Source organism: Planctellipticum variicoloris, assembly GCF_030622045.1.
GTDB classification, from domain to species: Bacteria; Planctomycetota; Planctomycetia; order Planctomycetales; family Planctomycetaceae; genus Planctellipticum; species Planctellipticum variicoloris.
The window spans coordinates 6,347,576-6,367,697 of record NZ_CP130886.1 but is presented as its reverse complement, the minus strand read 5'-3'; the positions used below and the strand labels follow the sequence as shown (position 1 = coordinate 6,367,697).

Genomic DNA, 20,122 nt, shown 5'->3' with positions numbered 1-20,122 from the left:
AATTTCCGTCACTTGTCTCTCAGCCCTTGGCCAACTCCGTCAGCCACCGCTCCTCAGCCAGCCTGGCCAGCGCGAATGCGCAGGCGGCCTCGGTCAGGGCGGGCGAGCAGAGTTTGTCGAGTGACTGGAACTTCGCATTGGCGAGGGCCGGTATCCGTTCCCGCACCGCGGGAATCAGAAAACTCCCTGAACCTGATGCGATGAGCTGGTCGCACGGCCCCGACTGGCGGGCCAGCACCTGCTCGACCGCCTGCGCGATCTGAGCGAGCTGACAGTCGCGGAATGCGCGGGCCAGCGCAGCGGCTTCCGCAAGCTCGATCTCGGTCCGATCGCAGCAAAGCTGTCGGGCCAGTCGATCGTGGGCCGCGGCCCGCGTCGCCGGCTTGCCGTTCGCCGTGTTCGTGTCCAACGGATCTTCCGGCAGTTCGCCGGTCAGCAGATAGACGTCCACCGTCGTCGCAAACAGTTCCGCACCCAGCGGGCACAACTCTCCGCGAAACGGGATCTCTCCCGCGACAGCGCAGAGCGGCGTCCTTCGTACGCCGGTATAGACCAGCTCGCGCGACAGCAGACGCCCCACATCCGTCCGGCCTGCGGGAACCGGCAGGCTGTCTTCGAGCGGGATGATGTCCGTCGTGGTCGTGCCGATGTCGAGAACCAGGGCGTTTCCTTGCGGCTGCAGCCGGCCCAGCCAGGTCGCCAGGGCATGCCAGTTGGCGGCGGCGGTCAGCAGCGGTTCGTCGAGAGCTTCATCGGGGGTGACGAATTCCCCGGAGGTCTGCCAGACATCGATCGGGCACTCCCCCGCGACGGCGATCACCGCGGCGAGAATCTCGCGGACCCCCTCGGCCTTGGTGGCGTAGCAGTCGGCAAGCTCGCCGGTCGTCGCGACGGCAAGCCGATCGGGAGCGGGGAGCGTGCTGAGCAGTTCGCGGAGGGCGGCCGGCAGGCGCTGGGGTTCGCGCCAGAGGGGAAAGGCGAGCGTCACCGCCTGCCCGTCGGCGGTGGCCGCTTTGAGATTCGCTCCGCCGATATCGAGTCCGAAAGTCTGCATGAAATTCTCTTGAAGCGCCCTGTTCATCCGCGCCCGACGTATTTTCGGGACGGGACATGGGGAGACTGAAGTCTACACCGTCGGCGAAACTCATTCGCCCCTGACGATGTGTGGAGGTGCGTCTGCTGACCGATGATCGAATTCGGTGAGCGCGCACGGCGGCGCCGGGCGAGACTCGGCGAGCTCGCTGGATGGCGTGACCGCGTCTGGTTGTGGCCGGCCCGGACGGGCGAGGGGCCGCTGTTTCAGGGCTGCCCCCCGCCGCGTCTTTTGGCTGGCGTCGATCAGGTCCACCGGTTGTGGTGGCAAGTCGGAGAAACCCGACGTCGAGCGATCCGCGCACACGAAGTGCGCCTCCGCCGGTCCGTCCTTGGGGGACGTCCCGGTTCGGGCCCTGATCAGGCCCGCGTGCCAGTCGGGATCCGCTCGAGCGCCTTCGGCAAACCTGGGGCGTGCATGCATGACCGTCACCCGACCGACGGAGGCTATCCTGGGGTGTTAACGAATTCCTGTTCAATAGGAATTGCGAACTTTTTTCAGATTTCGGAGAATTTCGAAGAGGAATCACCACGGAGTCTCGGAAGATGCGGAGGAGGAGAAGGCGGAGAAGGCCAGACCGATGAGAGAACGACCGAAATGGAGGACTCAGAAATGCAATCAGGATTATCGAGTTCAGACTGATCGCCCGTATTTCCTCCGTTCGACATTCCGCCTTCGACATTCGACATTTCCCCGTCTTCCCTCCGCGGCGAATCCTCTTTCGAATTCTTCCTTTCCGCTGCGCCGTCGCGTGGAATCCTCTCGGGTCTTTCATCTCTGCAAACTCTGTCCCTCCCTGTTTTCGCGAGATCTTCGTCTTCCAGAATTTCCGCTGACTCCCCGCCGCCGACCGATTAGGCTGTTTTCTCTCAACTTGTCACTTTCATCGAGGCCGCACCATGTCCCAGTCCCGCCGTGAATTCCTCGCCGCTACCTCCGCCGTCGCCGCCGGCACGATTCTCGGCGCGCCGTTCGTTCACGCCGCCCGCAAAGCCGACGGGCCGCTGATCGTCGGCGAAGGGGACTACAAGTTCGAAGTCCAGCACGAGTGGCCGCAGCTTCCCGACCGGTTCACCTGGCAGACGACCCACAACGTCGCCGTCGACAAGGCCGGCAACCTCTATGTGATTCACGAAGGCCGGGCCGATCAGAAAGACCACCCGTCGATCTTCGTCTTCGACTCGACCGGCAAATACATCCGCTCGTTCGGCCGACAGTTCCAGGGGGGCGGCCACGGCATCGAGATCCGCGAAGAGGGAGGCCAGGAGTTCCTCTACGTCTGCGCCTACCAGGCGCTCAAGACCTTCGCCAAGCTCGACCTCCAGGGTGAAACCGTCTGGCAGCAGTACGCCCCGATGGAATCGGGGGTCTACGCCGCTGAAGAAGACTCGAAGCCGACTGGTCAGTGGGGCCGGGACCGCTTCATGCCGACCAACTTTGCCTTCCTGGACGACGGCGGCTTCTTGCTCGTCGACGGCTACGGCGCGTATTACGTCCACCGTTACGACAAGAACGGCAAGTGGCTCTCCTGCTTCGGCGGCGTCGGCGCGGGCGAAGGGAAGTTCAACCTGCCGCACGGCGTCTGGGTCGATAACCGCCCCGGCCGCAAAGAGTCGATCGTCGTCTGCGACCGCGCCAACAACACGCTGCAGACCTTCTCGATGGACGGCAAGTACCAGGAAACGCTGAAGGGCTATGGTCTCCCCGCCAACGTTGAGACCTGGCAGAATCTGATGGTCGTCCCCGAACTGCGCGCCCGCGTGACGCTCCTGAACGAGAAAAACGAAGTCGTCGCGCGGCTGGGGGACGACATCGGCCGCATCACCGCTGAAGGGGGCAACCAGATCCGCGGCGACCGCAACAAGTGGCTCCCGGGCAAGTTCGTCCACCCCCACGACGCCTGCTTCGGCCACGACGGCAGCATCTTCGTCGCGGAATGGGTCGGCACCGGCCGGGTCTCGAAACTGAAGCGGCTGGCGTAGTCGAACTATCCACCGCCGCCGCGAGGGGATCCACCGGCAACCCAATTCTGAGTCGGCACAAACCGGCCGTGCCGGGCACTGGTGGCCTTAAGCCACCAGTGCTCTTCTCTCCATAAGGTGGCACAGACATTCCTGTCTGTGCCAACGCCCCCCCCAGAGCCAGTTACCAGCTCCTCCCGCTCCGCGACGGCTCACGCCCGTCGCGGACTCGGGGCATGCCACACGACACCCGATCAAAGATCGCAGCAGCTAGGACTTCAACTCATCCAGCGACCGCAGCGCAAACGCCACGTGCAGGGCCGAACCGAGCGGCAGCGCGGATTCGTCCATCTTGAACCGCGGGTCGTGCACGTTGTAGATCGCCCCCTCCCCTTCGTTCCGCATCCCCAGGGCCACAAAACAGCCCGGCGCCTGCTGCGTGTAGTACGCAAAGTCCTCGCCCCCCATCGTGGGCGGCAACTCGACAACCTGCTCGGTTCCCAGCAGCTCGCTTCCCAGCTCCCGCGCCACCTGCCACAACGTCGCATCGTTCAAGGTCGGCGGATAGTCGTTGCCGGGGAACGAGACTTCCGCCCGGCAACGATGGGCCGCACAGATCCGCTCGGCGATCTCGCGCACTCGCTGCTGCAGAAAGAGCAGTCCCTCCAGCGACAGCGACCGAATCGTCCCGGCCAGCTCCACCGTCGGCGGAATCACGTTGTAGGCGTGCCCGGCGTGGACCATCGTGATACTCACCACGCCCGCTTCGAGTGGATCGAGCTCCCGGGATACGATCGTCTGCAGTTCGCAGATCACTTGCGCCGCCGTGGTCACCGGATCGATCGCCCGATGCGGCATCGCCGCGTGGCCCCCCTGACCGTGCACGACAATGTTGAGCTGGCCCGCCGCGGCCAGAAACGTTCCCGTCCGACCGCCGATCGTTCCCGTCGGCAGGGTCGGCCAGACATGCAGGCCGAACACCCGCTGCACGCGGGGATTCTCGAGGACTCCCTGCTGGCACATCCGCTCGGCCCCGGCGTCTCCCTCCTCGGCGGGCTGAAACAGCAGTTTCACCGTTCCCGTCAGCGAGGCTTCCTGCCGTTTGAGAATCTTCGCCGCCCCGAGCAGCATCGCCGTATGACAGTCGTGGCCGCAGGCGTGCATCTTGCCGTCGATCTCGCTGCGGAACGGCACGTCCGCCTGCTCGTGGATCGGCAGCGCGTCCATGTCGGCCCGCAGCGCGACGCAAGGTCCGTCGCTCCGGCCCAATGTCGCCACCACGCCGGTCTCCGCGACCGGATAGCGGTAGGGAATCCCCAGCTCGTCGAGCGTCCGCCGGACGAGTGCGCTCGTGCGCACTTCCTGGTAGGAGAGTTCGGGAAAGCGATGCAACTCTCGCCGCAGCCCGACAATCCACTCCTGCAACTCCTTCGCTTCTTCATACGCCTGGCGGATCTGCACGGCTGGACTCCCGGGGATTGGCTGAATTTCGATCAGGGTAGAATAGAAGATTTCCCACAACGAAGCGACGGGGACGCGACGACGGAAAATGTCGAATGTCGAAGGCGGAACGCCGTAAGCAAGACGTCGGGAGATGGAGCGAAATGCGCAACATCCCGATTCCCGGCGACTGACAACTGGCCACGGACAACTGACCACGGGCAAAGAACCAGGAACAAAGTCCCCGCATCGGTTATCATGTTTTCCATGAACACTTTCCCCGTTCTCCGGTTCAGCGACCGCATCACCTGCCTGCCGATCATTCACGGCAGCGGCGACTGCGCGGTGGAAGTCCGTCGGTTTCTGCTCACGCATCCCTGCGACTGTCTGGCGGTCCCGTTGCCTCCCTCGTTCCAGACCGGCGTCGAACGCGCGATCGAATTCCTCCCCACCATCTCGCTCGTCGTCCAGCCCGAGCCACAGACCTTCGCCGCTCAGGAGTGGACTCCGGAATCCGACGTCACCGGCGCCGATGAAGACGATGACGACGAGATCCCCTCGGCCAGCTACGTCCCGATCGACCCTTGCCAGGGAGTCGTAGCGGCGCTGCGGATGGCCATGCAGGAACGCATCCCGCGCGCGTTCATCGATCGGGAGACGGCCCGGTTCGAAGTCCTGACCGCTCACCTCCCCGACCCCTACGCCCTCAAGCAGGTCCGCCCGGACCGGTTCGCCGCGGCCCTGTTGCCCTCGATTCCGCGACTCCCCGCCGGGCAACCGCAGGACCGGGCGGTCACCATGGCGGCCCGGCTGCGCGAGCTGGAAGAGCGCTACGAGTCGATCGTCTTCGTCTGCTCCATCATGGACTGGCCCTGGATCCGCGACGCCTACATGGATCGGGCGCAGCCGCCGGTCGCCGAAGAAGACGTGGAAGAGACCGCCATCTACGCCGCCGATCCGAAGACGCTGCTCTTTCTCCTCGGCGAGCTCCCCTACATCACCGGCCTCTACGAACGGGCCAGGAACGAGCTCGACGACGATGAGAACCTCTCGGTCGACGGCGTGAAGGCCATGCTGCTGGCAGCCCGCGATCGCTATCAGGACGACCTTGGGCAGCGGGCCCGCAAGATTTCTCCCAAGCTGCTGCGGACCTACTTTCAGTACGTCCGCAATCTGTCGCTCATCGACCGACAGTTCACGCCGGATCTTTACACGTTGATCACCGCCGCCCGCCAGATCGCCGGCGATCAGTTCGCGATTCACCTGGCCGAAACCGCCGGCGAGTATCCCTTTGTCGGTGCCATTCCCTACCCGACGGTTCAGCTTGGCAAGCGCCGGGCGCGGTTTCCCGACGAATCGCTGGCCGAGCTGAAGTGCCGCCTGCCGGGCCGGGCCATCTCCTGGCGGACCTGCCGGCTGCAGCCGAAGCCGCCGAAGCCTTCGCAGGAAGAGTGGCAGATGCGGTGGAATCCGTTTCACCAGTGCAGTTGGCCGCTGGAAGATCTCGCCATCGAGAAGTTCCGGACCCACGTCAAGGACGTGGCCCTGGCGTTGCTGGGGACCGACCTCGCCCGCAGCGAGAAGTTCAGCGCCAGCATGAAGGACGGACTCGATATCCGCGAGACGCTCCGCAACTGGCATACCGGCGACCTGTATGTGAAAGTTCTGCCGCCGTCGCGCGGCGCCCTCGATTGCGTGGTGATGCTCTTCGATTCCCCCGCCGACCCGCGCGAGTACCCCTGGCGCGTCACCTGGCACGCCGAGCACCACGACGAATCGACGCTCGCGCTGTTCGCCACGGAGTACCGCGGCAACATGGTCGGCCCGGGGATCGGCCAGGCGACGTATGGCGGCGCACTGTTCCTGTTCCCGCCCCGCGCGGTCCCCGACATCTGGCACGATCCGCGGTTCGATTATGTCGATACGCTCGAAGAGCGGCTGCTGGCGGCCGCCTGTCAGCACGCCCGCGAACGGCACATCGCCATCCTCAGCGCCGCCCCCCCCGGTCCCGCCTGGCGACAGATCGCCCGCCGCTACGGCAAAAAACTGCTGCACGTCCCGCTGGGAAAGTTCAGCCAGGAGACCGTCCAGCAGCTCCGCATGTTCCACGTGCTCAATGGAACCAAAGTCCGCAGCTACGCCGCAGAGTTCATCAGAAAAGCGTAAGCCGGAAGTTGGATCACGAATCACACGAATGAACACGAATCGCGTCAGGAAGACGACCAACCACGGAAGGCACAGAGATCACGGAGAATGACCTCTGCCCCCTCTCCCGCCATCTACGGTGGCAGAGGGACAGGCGTGAGGGTTCTTCGAACGATGGAAAACAGCAATCCAATGGCACGTCTTTAAGAGGCCCCGATGATCCGCGCCACCCGTCGACAGTTCCTCTCCGCCGCAGCGGTCTCAAGTCTCCTCCCCGGCGTTCTGCGGGCCCAGGACGGACGGGCGAAGCCGAAGATCAAAGTCGGCCAGATCGGCGTCGAGCACGCCCACGCCAGCAAGCTCTCCGTCTATCGGTCTTCCCCCGACTACGATGTCGTCGGCATCGTCGAGCCGAACGAGAAGCTCCGGAAGCAGGCGATGGAGCAACCCGTCTATCGCGACCTCCCCTGGCTGACCCGCGAACAGCTCCTCAACACGCCCGGTCTGCAGGCGGTCCTCGTCGAAACGCACGTCCGCGAGCTGCTCGACAACGCCGAGGTCTGCATCGCCGCGGGAAAGCACGTCCATCTCGACAAGCCGGCCGGAGCGTCGTGGCCGCACTATCTGCGATTGCTGCAGGCGGCCGAGCAGAAACAGCTCATGGTTCAGATGGGCTACATGTACCGCTACAACCCCGGAGTGATCCTGCTCCGCGAGTTCCTCAAGCAGGGCTGGCTGGGAGACGTCTTCGAAGTCTCGACGATCATGGGCAAGGTCGTCCCGCCGGCCGACCGGAAGGAGCTGGCCGAGTTTTCCGGCGGCATCATGTTCGAACTGGGCGGACACATCATCGATCTAGTCGTCGGAGTCCTCGGCAAGCCCCACCAGGTGACGGCTCATTCGCGCACGTCAGGACGGTTTGGCGACAAGTTGGCGGACAACATGCTGGCCGTCTTCGACTATCCGCAGGCGACGGCGACGGTCCGCTCGGCCGCGCTCGAAGTCGACGGCGGCGAACGCCGGCAGTTCACCGTCTGCGGCACGGAAGGAACCTTCCACATCCAGCCGCTCGATAATCCCGGCGCCCGCATCGCCCTCTCGCAACCGCGCGGCGAGTATAAGAAGGGCTACCAGAGTGTGACCTTTCCCAAGTTCACCCGCTACGTGACGGACGCCGCCGACATGGCGCAGATCCTCCGCGGCGAGAAAGCCAGCGACTTCAACTACGACCACGACCGGAACGTCCAGGAGGCCGTGCTGCGGTCGTCGGGGATGTGGACGTAGGGCCGGGCGGGCGTGCATCAACGATGTAACGTGACTGTCAGCGGGTGGCACGTCCCAGAGGCTTTGCGATGGACGTGTCTTTCAGCGAGGACCACACGCTACAAGGACTGAGGGACGTGCCACCCACGACCGGGCATGTTACGACGCGCGGCCGGGCACAGCCGGCCCTGCGTTCTCAGATGTTCTGGTTCGACGTCAGCGGGAGGCCGATCTGATGGGACGCGGATTTGTCGAGTACACGCACGCCGTCTCGGGCCGGAAAGATTCGGTTCTCTTTTCAGCCTACTTCTACTATCAGCTCTCTGACGGTGCGAAACTAAGTGTTTTTGAGACTCCCGCCTGGTGTTACAAATGCAAGTCCTTCATCACTGCCGAGGAGATTCCTACCCTGGAATCACTCGCAGCAGAGATTGAAAAGCTGCAGGCCGGCGATCCCGAGCTCGCGAAGTTCTGGTCGTACGTGCTCGATGGCGCCCCGATTGAAAAACGCATTGAGCAGCTTCGCATCCGGTGCGGTTGGCGGCAGAGCCGCCGCAGTCCACCTCGATGTTTGGAGTGTGGCGAAACGGACATTGTCGCAACTCCATCGGCTGGCGATTCGGAATTCAAACATCCCGAGACCGGTGAGACACTGCTGGTATCGGGTTACGGATGGACAGACCTTCTGCCCTTCATCGTCGAATTCACTCCCGAAGGAGAGCGCATTGGCGAGCAAACGTTCGATGACTGGGAATTCGACATCATCAGATAAGCGGACGCAGAAATAGGGCCGGCTGTGCCGGCCGGACGTGAACCAACAAACAAACTGTCTTATGAGGGGTGGCACGTCCCTGAGTCTTCGATGGGGGTGGTTGTTGGCGAAAGACACGCCCATCGCAAAGCCTCTGAGACATGCCAGCCTGTGAGTGACGCGGCCCTCAAATGTTGAAGAGAGGCCGGCACAGCCGACACTACGAATCCGTCACCCGCTCGCTCCCCACTGGATTTCTTCCCGCCAGTCAGCCAAGCTCGTTTCACTCTGTGAAACCATCTCCCCTGCTGCCGGAGTTTCTCCTATGACGCGCCTCTGGACCTCCTTCGCCCTGCTCGCCGCGCTGATTGGCACGGCGTCCGCCTTCGCCCAGGACACCTACCCCGAGCATCCCGACTCCAAACGCCAGGAAGGCGTCCCCCAAGGGAAGATCGAGGGCCCGTTCCCGTGGAAGAGCACGATCTTCCCCGGCACCGTCCGCGATTACTGGGTCTATGTCCCCGCCCAGTACGACGGCTCCAAGCCCGCCTGCGTGATGGTCGTCCAGGACGGCCTCGGCCTCGCCAACGGCTGGAAGGTGCCGATCGTCCTCGACAACTTGATCCACAAGAAAGAGGTCCCGGTCACGATCGGCATCTTCGTCAGCCCCGGCGTCGTCCCCGCGCCGCACGATAAGGCCCAGCCGCGGTTTAATCGCAGCTTCGAATACGACGGCCTCGGCGACCGCTACGCCCGCTTCCTCATCGAAGAGGTCCTCCCCGAAGTCGGCAAGACCTACAAACTGAGCCAGGATCCCAACGACCGGGCCATCGCCGGCTCCAGCTCCGGAGGCATCGCCGCCTTCACCGCGGCCTGGGAATGCCCGGACGCCTTCCGGCGGGTCTTCACCGGCGTCGGGACCTACGTCGGCCTCCGCGGCGGCAACGAGTATCCGGTCCTCATCCGCAAGTCCGAGCCGAAGCCGATCCGGGTCTTCCTGCAGGACGGCTCGAACGACAACAACATCTTTGCCGGAAGCTGGTGGGTCGCCAACCAGGACATGCTGGCCGCTCTCGAATGGGCCGGCTACGACGTCAACCACGCCTGGGGCGAGGGTGGCCACAACGGTAAACACGCGACGGCGATCCTGCCGGACGCCCTCCGCTGGCTGTGGCGCGACTATCCGCAGCCGGTCGAGGCCGCCCCGTCCAACAAGCGGATCGAGGTCCTCATTCCCGGCGAAAACTGGCAGCTCGTCAGCGAAGGGCACGGATTCACGGAAGGCCCGGCCGTCGCGCCGAACGGCGACGTCTATTTTACGGACATCCCCAAAAACCGGATTCACAAGATCGATCCGGCCGGCAAGGTCACGGTCTTCGCCGAGGAGACCAACGGCGCGAACGGCCTGATGTTCGGCCCCGACGGCCAGCTCTACGCCTGCCAGAACAACGCCCAGCGGATCGTGCGCTACAACACCGAAGGCCAGCACGAAGTCGTCGTGACCGACGCCCCGAGCAACGACCTCGTGCTCCTCAAGACTGGCGGCGGATACTTCACCGATCCCGGCAACAAGAAGGTCTGGCACTTCACGCTCGACGGCACGAAGCAGCTCGTCGCCGAAGGGATCGAGTTTCCCAACGGCGTGATTCCCTCCGCCGACCAGACGCTGCTGTTCGTCAACGACACGCGCGGACGCTGGATCACTTCGTGGTCGATCCAGCCCGACGGCATGCTCGCCAACCGCCAGGAATACGGCTGGCTGCATCGTCCCGATCACACGGGGCAAACCGGGGCCGACGGCATGACCGTCGACACGGAGGGCCGGCTCTACGTGACGACGAATATGGGTGTGCAGGTCCTCGACCAGCTCGGCCGGGTGCACTTCATGCTCGACAAGCCCGACCCCGCCTGGCTCTCGAACGCCGTCTTCGCCGGGCCGGAGAAGAACGTTTTGTACGTGACGTGCGGCGGGAAAGTCTTCAAACGGAAGCTGAACGCCACGGGCGTCATCCCGTGGCAGGATCCGGTGACGCCGCCGAAACCGCGCCTGTAGGGCAGGCTCGCGTTTGCCGGAATGCGTCCGAGCTGCCGACGGCTGTCACGCCGTCGGCAGCTCGGACGGTGCGCCGCACACGCGATACGGCAATTTCGCGGAAGGACGGCGTTTTCCCCGTGACTCGTTCTCTGCATCTGAAGATGCTATGATTCTCCCCGCTGCCGCAAACCGGCGGCGCCTGCTCTTTCCCAACCCTCGACGAGCTGTCCTGCCGATCGGCTGTGCCCGATGCGGTCCGTCTCGCGCCCCGCCTGCTGGAAAACCTGCCTCTCATGGATCGTATCGAACTTATCGCCACCGCCGCCTTCGGACTGGAAGCTGTCGTCTCGCGCGAACTGGCCCAACTGGGCTACAACGAGCAGACCGTCGAGGATGGCCGGGTCGCCTTCATGGGCGATGCCCTGGCCATCTGCCGCACGAATTTGTGGCTCCGCTCCGCCGAACGGATTCTCGTCAAAGTCGGCGCGTTCCCGGCCCGCGACTTCGGCGAGCTGTTCGACAACTCCGTCGCCCTGCCGTGGGACCGCTATCTCCCCGTCGACGCTAAGTTTCCCGTCAGCGGCAAGAGCGTCCGGTCGATGATCACGGCGGTTCCCAGCGTGCAGGGGGTCACCAAGAAATCGATCGCGGAAAGCCTCAAGCGGACCCACCAGCGGTACTGGTTCCAGGAGAACGGCCCCGAGTTTCCCATTGAGGTCTCGCTGCTTCGCGACACCGCCACGATGTCGATCGACACCACCGGCGACGGCCTCCACAAGCGGGGCTACCGCGAATTCGCCGGTCCCGCGCCTCTCAAGGAAACACTCGCCGCGGCCCTGGTGCAGCTTAGCTACTGGCACCCCGAACGGACGCTGTGGGATCCGTTCTGCGGCTCCGGCACCATTCCCATCGAGGCGGCCCTGATCGGTCGCAACCGCGCCCCCGGGATCGCCCGCAACTTCCTGTCGGAAACCTGGCCGTGGATTCCGCGCGAGGTCTGGAAGCAGGCCCGCGACGAAGCCCGTGACCTGGAGAAGCCCGGCCTGCAGGCGCAGATTCAGGCGACCGACATCAACGGCAAAGCCATCACGATGGCCAAAAAGGCCGCCCGCGACGCCGGGGTTCCCGGAGACATCAATTTCCGCGAAATGGACGTCCTCGAATTGAAGACCAGCCGCGAGTATGGCGTCATTATCTGCAATCCGCCCTATGGCGAGCGGATGGGGGATCACGAATCGGCCGAGGCGATTTACGATGATATGCACGACGCCTTTGAGCCGCTGAAGACCTGGTCGATCTATGTGCTGACGTCGCATCCCGGCTTCGAGCGCTGTTTCCGTCGCCGGGACGACCGCCGGCGGAAGCTCTACAACGGCCGGATCGAATGCACCTATCACCAGTTTCACGGCCCGCGTCCGCCGGGGGGCTTTGTGTTCGAAGACGATGAGCGGCCGATCGTGGGCCAACCCCCGGCAGTGCAGTGCGAACCCGATACGGAGCCGCCGGCTCTTTCTTAGGGTGGATTTCGCAGTCGGGTGGCCGGGGCTGGACCGCAGGGAAGCCCCGGTCATATGTTGAGCCGACCCGGACCGGGGCATCGCGAAGACGCTCCTGCCCCGGCCACCCGATTCCGATTGAACGACCGGACCCGTTTCTCAAACTGCCGACCGTCCCGTAAACTGCGGGCTGCCTGTTCGCGGTTTCCTGATCCTCCAGATTCATCGATACCCATCATGCCCCGATACGACGCCAAGCGGATTGAAGCCAAGTGGCAGGCTCACTGGGACGAGCAGCAGACGTTCCGCACGCCCGAGCAGTCTCCTGCCAGTTCCACCGGCAAGCTGTACGTGCTGGACATGTTCCCGTACCCGTCGAGCAACGGGCTGCACGTCGGGCACCCGGAAGGCTACACGGCGACCGACATCGTCTGCCGCTACAGCCGGATGCGCGGTAAGCACGTGCTGCACCCGATGGGCTGGGATGCGTTCGGTCTGCCGGCCGAAGAGCACGCCATCAAGACCGGCACGCATCCGCGGGCGACGACCGAAGCGAACATCACCAACTTCCGCCGGCAGCTCAAGATGCTCGGTTTCAGCTACGACTGGAACCGCGAGATCGCCACGACCGACGTCGATTACTATCGCTGGACGCAGTGGATCTTCCTGCAGCTCTTTGATACCTGGTATGACGCGGACTGCATCTGGACCGGGCCGGACGGGGTACAGCGGACCGGCCGCGGCCGGCCGATCAGCGAACTGCCGATCCCCGCGGAAGTCAGCGCCCAGGGGGACGAAGCCGTCCGGCGGTATCAGGACAGCCAGCGGCTGGCCTATCAGCACGAAGCTCCGGTCAACTGGTGCCCGGCTCTCGGCACCGTGCTGGCCAATGAAGAAGTGATCGACGGCAAGAGCGAGCGAGGCAGCCACCCTGTCGAACGCCTGCCGCTGCGGCAGTGGATGCTCCGCATCACCGCCTACGCCGACCGGCTGGGGAGCGAGCTGGAAGATCTGAACTGGCCCGAATCGATCAAGTCGCTCCAGCGGAACTGGATCGGCCGGAGCGAAGGGGCGGAAGTGGACTTCGCGATCGCGGACGATCGCGAAGGAGTCGAGAGTCGAGAGTTGAGAGTTGAGAGCCAGACAGAGAAGTCCTCGTCTGCGAAGCCCGAAGCCCGAAGCCCGAAGCCCGCCATCCGCGTTTACACCACTCGGCCGGACACGCTGTTCGGCGTGACCTACATGGTGCTGTCGCCCGAGCATCCGCTCGTCGAGCAGATCACGACGCCGGCGCATCGGGCGGCGGTGGAGGCTTACCGCAAGCAGGCGTCGCTGAAGAGCGATCTCGACCGGACCGACCTGGCCAAGGACAAGTCGGGCGAATTCACCGGTGCATACGCCATCAACCCGGTCAACGGGGACAAGGTTCCGGTCTGGATCGCTGACTATGTGCTGAGCAGCTACGGCACCGGCGCCATCATGGCGGTCCCGGCTCACGACGACCGGGATTTCGAGTTTGCCAAGAAGTTCGGCCTGCCGATCCGGGCGGTGGTCGGGCCCAGTGACACCTGGCTCCGCGACCAGACCGACAAGTTCGTGAACTGGATGGGGGATGTCGGTCATGTCGTCGAGTCGGGAGCGAAGCAGATCCGCCAATGGATCGGGAAGCTGCCTCTCTCGCCGGTCCTCAAGAAGGGACTCGAATTTGCCGACCAGGCGGTTGGGAAGGCCCCCTCAGTCGACAATCTCGTCGAGGCGGTCCGGCACATCTATCTGCACGACGCCAATCAGTTTGCCGCGGCCTTTACCGACATCGGCGTGGCGGTCAATTCCGGCAAGTACGACGGTCTGCCGACGGCGGAGTTCAAGGCCCGCATCACTGCGGACCTCGAAGCGTCGGGTCAGGGGAAGAAAGCGGTCAACTATCGACTGCGCGACTGGCTGTTCAGCCGGCAGCGGTACTGGGGGGAGCCGTTCCCGCTGTGGCACGAGCTCGATGCGAACGGCCAGCCGACCGGGCTGATGCGGACCGACGCGGAAGCCGACCTGCCGGTCGTGCTTCCCGAGATGGCCGACTTCAAGCCGACCGGCACTCCGGAACCCCTCCTTTCGAAGGCACCGGAAGAGTGGCTCTACACGACCGCTCCGGACGGCGTGCGCCTGAAGCGCGAGACCAACAGCATGCCGCAATGGGCGGGGAGCTGCTGGTACTACCTCCGCTTCTGCGATCCCAAGAACGACGCGCAGTTCATCGATCCGGAGCTGGCGAAGTACTGGCTGCCGGTGGATCTCTACATCGGCGGAGCCGAGCACGCCGTGCTGCACCTGCTCTACTCGCGGTTCTGGCACAAGGTGCTATTTGACCGAGGATACCTGGAGGTGCCGGAGCCGTTCGGTCGGCTGGTGAATCAGGGGATGATTCTGGGAGACCTTGAGTTCACGGCGTTCAAGCAAGTCGAGAGTCGAGAGTCGAGAGTCGAGAGCCAGTCAGAAGAAGTGGCGGTCTGGCTGTCGGCCTCCGAAGTCACCGATGGCGTGCATGGGCCAACCAAAGCGTCCGTTGTCGCGGTGAAAGTCTCGGCCGACCAAGTGGAGAAGAAGGGGGACAGCTTTGTGCTGAAGGACCACTCTTCGATCACGGTTGACGCCCGTGCGTTCAAGATGTCTAAGGCCCGCGGCAACGTGATCAATCCCGACGATGTCGTCGCGCAGTACGGGGCGGATGCGCTCCGGCTGTACGAGATGTTCATGGGGCCGCTCGAAGCGACCAAGCCCTGGAGCATGGCGGGGGTCGAAGGGATCTTCCGGTTCCTCGGTCGCGTCTGGCGGCTGGTGGTGGATGATCGGGCGGATGAGGTGCAGCTCAACGAGACGGTCCGCGATGTTCCGCCGACGCCCGAGCAGCTCCGCGTGCTGCACCGGACGATCAAGGCGGTGACCGAGGACATCGAAAAGCTCTCGTTCAATACCGCGATCAGCCGGATGATGGAATTCGTCAACGAGTTCACCAGTCAGGACGTCCGGCCGCAGGCGATCCTCGAACCGTTCCTGCTGCTGCTGAGCCCGTTCGCGCCGCACCTGGCGGAAGAGCTGTGGCAGCTCCTGGGCCACGAGCAGACGCTGGCGTATGAACCGTGGCCGAGCTTCGATCCGGCCCTGCTCGAAGAGTCGACGGTCGAGGTGCCGGTGCAGGTCAACGGCAAGGTCCGGGGCAAGATCACCGTCGCCAAGACCGCCGATCAGGCGGCGGTCCAGGCGGCGGCAGAGGCCGACCCGGCGGTGGCGGGGAACCTGGCGGGCAAGACGATCGTCAAGGTGATCTACATCGCCGGCCGGACGCTGAATTTTGTGGTGAAGTAGGGGAATGGTCGATCGTTGATGGTTGATCGTTGATAGTCAGAAGAAGACGCTTGTCGCCTTCTCCGGCTATCAACGATAGACGATCAACCATAGACCATCGACGCCTCCCTACCCCAGCACGTCCCGCCACGTTCCGTGGCGGTGCAGTTCCCCCAGCGCGCGGACCAGTTCCGACCGGTCCGCCAGCGAGATGAACGAGAGCGTCCGCCAGGGCTGGCGTTCGATCCGCAACGTCTCCTTGCGAACGGTCAGTTTCTGAATGCTGGTCAGCTCGACGAAGAGGGCGCCGGGCAGATCGAGCAGCCAGTCGGCCGGTTCCGAGCCGTGCGGCGGCGCTCCCTCGACGGGCGGAACGGAGCCGTTCCTGTGCAGCCAGTGTCGGAGCTGCTGCAGCAGATGGTGACTCCAGAGCCCCAGCGGCGTCCGCGGTGCGGGCTGCGCCATCCAGCCGCCGCGGGGATGTTCCTGCAGGGCCGGCAGGAACAGCAGGCCGGTGGTTGTCGCCAGCAGCCGGCCGCTCGACGGCAGCGATGTCCGGAAGACGTCGACCGCTCCGAGCGAATGCACGACCGTGCCGAGCCGGGTTGTCAGTTGTTCGCGGGAGGGATCGGGCTCGGAGACCTCCAGCACGCTCGCGCAGGTCGTGCACATGTCCAGAATCGGCTCGCACCATGCGAGGCAGACCCGGCACAACAGCAGCGGCTCACTCATTGAGGAATCCAGGGTAGGGAGGACGTCACTGTAATCGGTCGCTCGCCGGGTGGCACGCCCAGAGTCTTCGATGGGCGTGGTCTTTCGAAAACCGAGGGACACGCCCTTCGCAAAGCCTCAGGGACGTGCCACCCGGAAGCCTTTCACTCGCCACTGACCACTCGCCACTCATCACCTCCTCTCCCCCCTTTCGTCTCCCCCCTCCCGCCCGGTATCATCGGCCGCACACTTTCTCCACGGAATCACTGCCTCGGAGTCGACTTCCATGAGTGTCTGGCGCACCGGTCTGGGTCTCCACATGGTCTTCTGTTCGAGCCTCCTCCTGGCGGCCGATGCGAAACCCGTTTTTGACAGCAAAGTGGTCTCGCCGGCGACGCCGGGCCAGGCGGTCAAGGTCGAGGCCGATATCGCCGGCGCGAAGGAGCTCTATCTCGTCGTTCGCGATGGCGGCGACAGCTTCGGCTGCGACTGGGCCGACTGGGCCGATGCGAAGCTGATCGGCCCTGAGGGGGAAAAGAAACTGACCGATCTGGTCTGGAAGTCGGCCACGACCGGGCACAGCCAGGTGCGGATCAACGCCAATGCCGAAGGCCGGCCGATGCGGATCGACGGTCGCGAGATCGCGAACGGCATCGGCACCCACGCCAATTCGGTGATCGCCTACGACTTGCCCGCAGGCTACACGAAATTTGTCGCGACGGCTGGTCTCGACGAAGGAGGCGTCCGTCAGGGTTGCGGCAGCACGGTGCAGTTTCTGGTCTATACGCAGCAGCCGCCCGCGTCGATTTCCCAGCCGACCGCGGCTCCCGGGCAGGGGAGCCACGAGCTGAAGGACGCCGTGGCGCAGCTCGACGTGGCGCCGGGCCTGGAAGCCAAGCTCTTTGCGGGTGAGCCGGTGCTCTTCAGCCCGTCGAACATCGACGTCGATCACCTCGGCCGGATCTGGGTCGTGGAAGTCGTCAATTACCGGCACTTCGCCAACCCGAACAATCCGGAACGGAAGGAGGGGGACCGCATCCTCGTCCTGGAAGACACCGACGGCGACGCCGTCTGCGACAAGACCACGGTCTTCTACCAAGGCCGGGACATGGACGGCGGGCACGGCGTCTGCGTCCTCGGCGAGCGGGTGATCGTCTCGGCGGGGGACAGCGTCTTCTCGCTCTACGACCGCGACGGCGACCTGAAGGCCGACGAGGGCTCCAAGGAGATTCTCTTCACCGGCATCAGCGGCGCGCAACACGATCACGGCATTCACGCCTTCGTGTTCGGCCCCGATGGAAAACTCTATTTCAACTTCGGCAACGCGGGAAAGCAGCTCAAGGACAAGGCCGGCAACCCGGTGGTCGACAAGGCGGGGAACTCCGTCAACGACAGCCGCAAGCCGTATCAGGAGGGGATGGTCTTCCGCTGCAATCTCGATGGCAGCGAAGTGGAGACCCTCGGCTGGAACTTCCGGAACAACTGGGAAGTCTGCGTCGATTCTTTCGGCACGATGTGGCAGTCGGACAACGACGACGACGGCAATCGCGGCGTGCGGATCAACTACGTGATGGAGTTCGGCAACTACGGCTACAAGGACGAGATGACCGGGGCCGGCTGGCAGTCGCCGCGGACGAATCTGGAGAGCGAAATTCCCCTCCGCCACTGGCACCTCAACGATCCGGGGGTGGTCCCGAATCTGCTGCAGACCGGGGCCGGCTCGCCGACCGGGATCTGCATCTACGAGGGAGACCTGCTGCCCGAAATTTTCCGCAATCAGCTCATCCACTGCGACGCCGGTCCGAACGTGGTGCGGGCCTATGTGACGAAGCCCGACGGAGCCGGTTACCAGGCGGAGATCGTCAACATTCTGGAAGGGGCCCGTGACAAGTGGTTCCGCCCGAGCGACGTCTGCGTGGCTCCGGACGGCTCGCTGATCATCGCCGACTGGTACGACCCGGGCGTGGGAGGCCATCGCCAGGGAGACGTCGAACGCGGCCGGATCTTCCGCGTCGCTCCTCCGGGGGTGAAGTACACGGTCCCGAAAACAGATTTCAGCACGGTCGAGGGAGCAATCGCGGCCCTGAAGAGTCCGAACCTGGCGACGCGGTATCTGGCGTGGCAGGCGCTGCACGAGTTCGGCGTGCAGGCCGAGCCGGCGCTGATCAGGGTCTTTCAGGAGGATCCGAATCCGCGAGTGAAGGCACGAGCCTACTGGTTGCTGACGAAGCTGCCCGGCCTGTTGTCGGATCAGGCGATGGGAGCGGCCAGCAAGGTATTCTGGGGAGCGCTCAAGCCGGATGGATCATCACCCGAAGAGTTCCGCGTGCTCGCGATGCGCGCGCTGCGCCAGTTGGGTATTCCGGGGACTGTCCAGCCGACGGTGCTCGAGCACTCCCCGGCCTTGCGGCGCGAAGCGGCCATTTCGTTGCGGGGAAAGACGGGTGCGTCCGCCAACGGCATCTGGACCAACCTCGCCGTGCTCTATGATGGTCACGACCGCTGGCAACTGGAATCGCTCGGCGTCGGCGCCGAAGGTCAATGGGACGCGCGCCTTGACGCCTATCTGAAACGGGTTCCCAATACCCTCACCACCAAAGCCGGTCGCGACATCGTCTGGCGCTCCCGCGCAACGCAAACGCCCGACCTGCTCGCGAAGATCATCACTGACCCCAAGACCCCGGCCGAGGAACTGCCGCGGTACTTCCGGGCGTTCGACTTCCTGCAGGGAGACGAAAAGAACGCCGCGATCGCAAAGCTTGCTTTCGAGACGACCGGCCTGCCTGACGACCTGCAGAGCCAGATCGTCGCCGAGGCAATCAATCGCGTGCAGGGCTTCGACATCACTAAGCAGCCGGAGCAGCTCAAGGCGCTCGAACGCGTCCTCGAACAGTCGAAAGGGAAGCTGCAGTTTCTGACGCTGGTCGACCGGTTCAATCTGCAGGACCGCTATCCGGAGATCATCGCGATTCTCGAAACGCAGCCGGACACCTCGCTGGCCGTCGATGCGGTGAAGCTGCTCGTCGGCAAAGAACACCGCAAGCTGCTGATGGCGGCCCTCAAGCAGGACGATGCGCTCAAGGCGGCGGCGGTAGCGAAGGCGCTGGGGAACGCGACCGACAACCGGACCGCCGGACTGCTGACGCCGGTCGTCGACGATGCCGAACGTCCGCTGGCCGTCCGGCAGGAAGCGGTCAAAGCCCTCGGCCGGTCGAAGCAGGGGGTGATGCAGCTCCTCGAACGGGCCAAGGCGAAGAAGTTGGCCGAAGACCTTAGCCAGGCGGCGGCGTTCGCGCTGCAGACGGCCGCGTTCGACGAGTTCAAGCCGGACATCACGGCCCTGTACCCGCTGCCTCCGTCGCGCAACGAGGAGCCGCTGCCGCCGCTGGCTCAGCTTCTCAAGAGCAAGGGAAACATCGACAAGGGGAAGGTGATCTTCAACACGGTCGGCAAGTGCAACACCTGCCACGTCGTGGCGAACGAAGGAAAGGAAGTCGGCCCGAACCTGACCGAGATCGGCTCGAAGCTGAGCCGGGAAGCGATGTTCGAATCGATCCTCTACCCGAGCGCCGGCATCAGCCACAACTACGAGACGTGGACCGCGGTGACCGACAGCGGCAACGCGATCTCGGGAATCAAGGTTTCGGACACGGACGATGCCATCGTGCTGAAGGGAACCGACGCCATCGCCCGGACGATCAAGAAGTCGGAGATCGAAGAGTTGAAGAAGCAGTCGGTTTCGCTGATGCCGGCGGACCTGCAGAAAACGATGACCGTCGAAGAGCTGCTCGACGTGATTGAGTACGCGCAGACGCTGAAGAAGAAGTAGGGGCGGCTTGCAGCCCTGACGGGAGACGAATGATGGAGACTGTCACTCTGGAACTATCG

At 64.2% G+C, this 20,122-nt stretch carries 11 protein-coding genes; 8 read left to right on the top strand and 3 right to left on the bottom strand.

From position 1 onward, the window contains the following. Positions 1 to 19 precede the first annotated feature (19 nt). Complete coding sequence (locus SH412_RS24880) at positions 20 to 1,054, bottom strand: hydantoinase/oxoprolinase family protein (protein WP_336520738.1); 1,035 nt, start codon at positions 1,052 to 1,054, stop codon at positions 20 to 22. Positions 1,055 to 1,992: 938 nt separating this feature from the next. On the opposite strand from SH412_RS24880, the gene SH412_RS24875 reads away from it, so the two are divergent. Beyond that, the gene (locus SH412_RS24875; RefSeq protein WP_336520737.1) at positions 1,993 to 3,075 is read left to right on the top strand and encodes an NHL repeat-containing protein; all 1,083 of its coding nucleotides are present in this window, start codon (positions 1,993 to 1,995) and stop codon (positions 3,073 to 3,075) included. A gap of 249 nt (positions 3,076 to 3,324) precedes the next feature. Here SH412_RS24875 and SH412_RS24870 read toward each other — a convergent pair whose 3' ends face one another. Beyond that, complete coding sequence (locus SH412_RS24870; protein WP_336520736.1) at positions 3,325 to 4,515, bottom strand: amidohydrolase; 1,191 nt, start codon at positions 4,513 to 4,515, stop codon at positions 3,325 to 3,327. A 246-nt stretch (positions 4,516 to 4,761) separates the two neighbouring features. On the opposite strand from SH412_RS24870, the gene SH412_RS24865 reads away from it, so the two are divergent. The 6 genes from SH412_RS24865 to SH412_RS24840 all read left to right on the top strand — a co-directional run bounded on the left by SH412_RS24865 (position 4,762) and on the right by SH412_RS24840 (position 15,544). After that, the gene (locus SH412_RS24865) at positions 4,762 to 6,660 is read left to right on the top strand and encodes a hypothetical protein (RefSeq protein ID WP_419555759.1); all 1,899 of its coding nucleotides are present in this window, start codon (positions 4,762 to 4,764) and stop codon (positions 6,658 to 6,660) included. Positions 6,661 to 6,855: 195 nt separating this feature from the next. Further along, positions 6,856 to 7,923 carry a Gfo/Idh/MocA family protein gene (locus tag SH412_RS24860; protein ID WP_336520734.1) on the top strand — a complete coding sequence of 356 codons (1,068 nt, stop codon included), beginning with the start codon at positions 6,856 to 6,858 and terminating at the stop codon, positions 7,921 to 7,923. A 214-nt stretch (positions 7,924 to 8,137) separates the two neighbouring features. After that, positions 8,138 to 8,674 carry a hypothetical protein gene (locus SH412_RS24855; RefSeq protein ID WP_336520733.1) on the top strand — a complete coding sequence of 179 codons (537 nt, stop codon included), beginning with the start codon at positions 8,138 to 8,140 and terminating at the stop codon, positions 8,672 to 8,674. A gap of 304 nt (positions 8,675 to 8,978) precedes the next feature. Beyond that, positions 8,979 to 10,706, top strand: a complete 1,728-nt coding sequence (locus SH412_RS24850; protein WP_336520732.1) for an SMP-30/gluconolactonase/LRE family protein — start codon at positions 8,979 to 8,981, stop codon at positions 10,704 to 10,706. A gap of 275 nt (positions 10,707 to 10,981) precedes the next feature. Then, positions 10,982 to 12,205 carry a THUMP domain-containing class I SAM-dependent RNA methyltransferase gene (locus tag SH412_RS24845; protein ID WP_336520731.1) on the top strand — a complete coding sequence of 408 codons (1,224 nt, stop codon included), beginning with the start codon at positions 10,982 to 10,984 and terminating at the stop codon, positions 12,203 to 12,205. Positions 12,206 to 12,421: 216 nt separating this feature from the next. Then, a complete protein-coding gene (locus SH412_RS24840; RefSeq protein WP_336520730.1) occupies positions 12,422 to 15,544 on the top strand; it encodes a leucine--tRNA ligase in 3,123 nt (1,040 codons plus the stop codon). Between the two features lie 108 nt (positions 15,545 to 15,652). Here the strand turns inward: SH412_RS24840 and SH412_RS24835 are convergent, their stop codons facing one another. Beyond that, a complete protein-coding gene (locus SH412_RS24835; protein WP_336520729.1) occupies positions 15,653 to 16,255 on the bottom strand; it encodes a hypothetical protein in 603 nt (200 codons plus the stop codon). Between the two features lie 265 nt (positions 16,256 to 16,520). Here SH412_RS24835 and SH412_RS24830 point away from each other — a divergent pair, with 265 nt between their 5' ends. After that, a complete protein-coding gene (locus SH412_RS24830; RefSeq protein ID WP_336520728.1) occupies positions 16,521 to 20,063 on the top strand; it encodes a PVC-type heme-binding CxxCH protein in 3,543 nt (1,180 codons plus the stop codon). Positions 20,064 to 20,122: the final 59 nt, after the last annotated feature.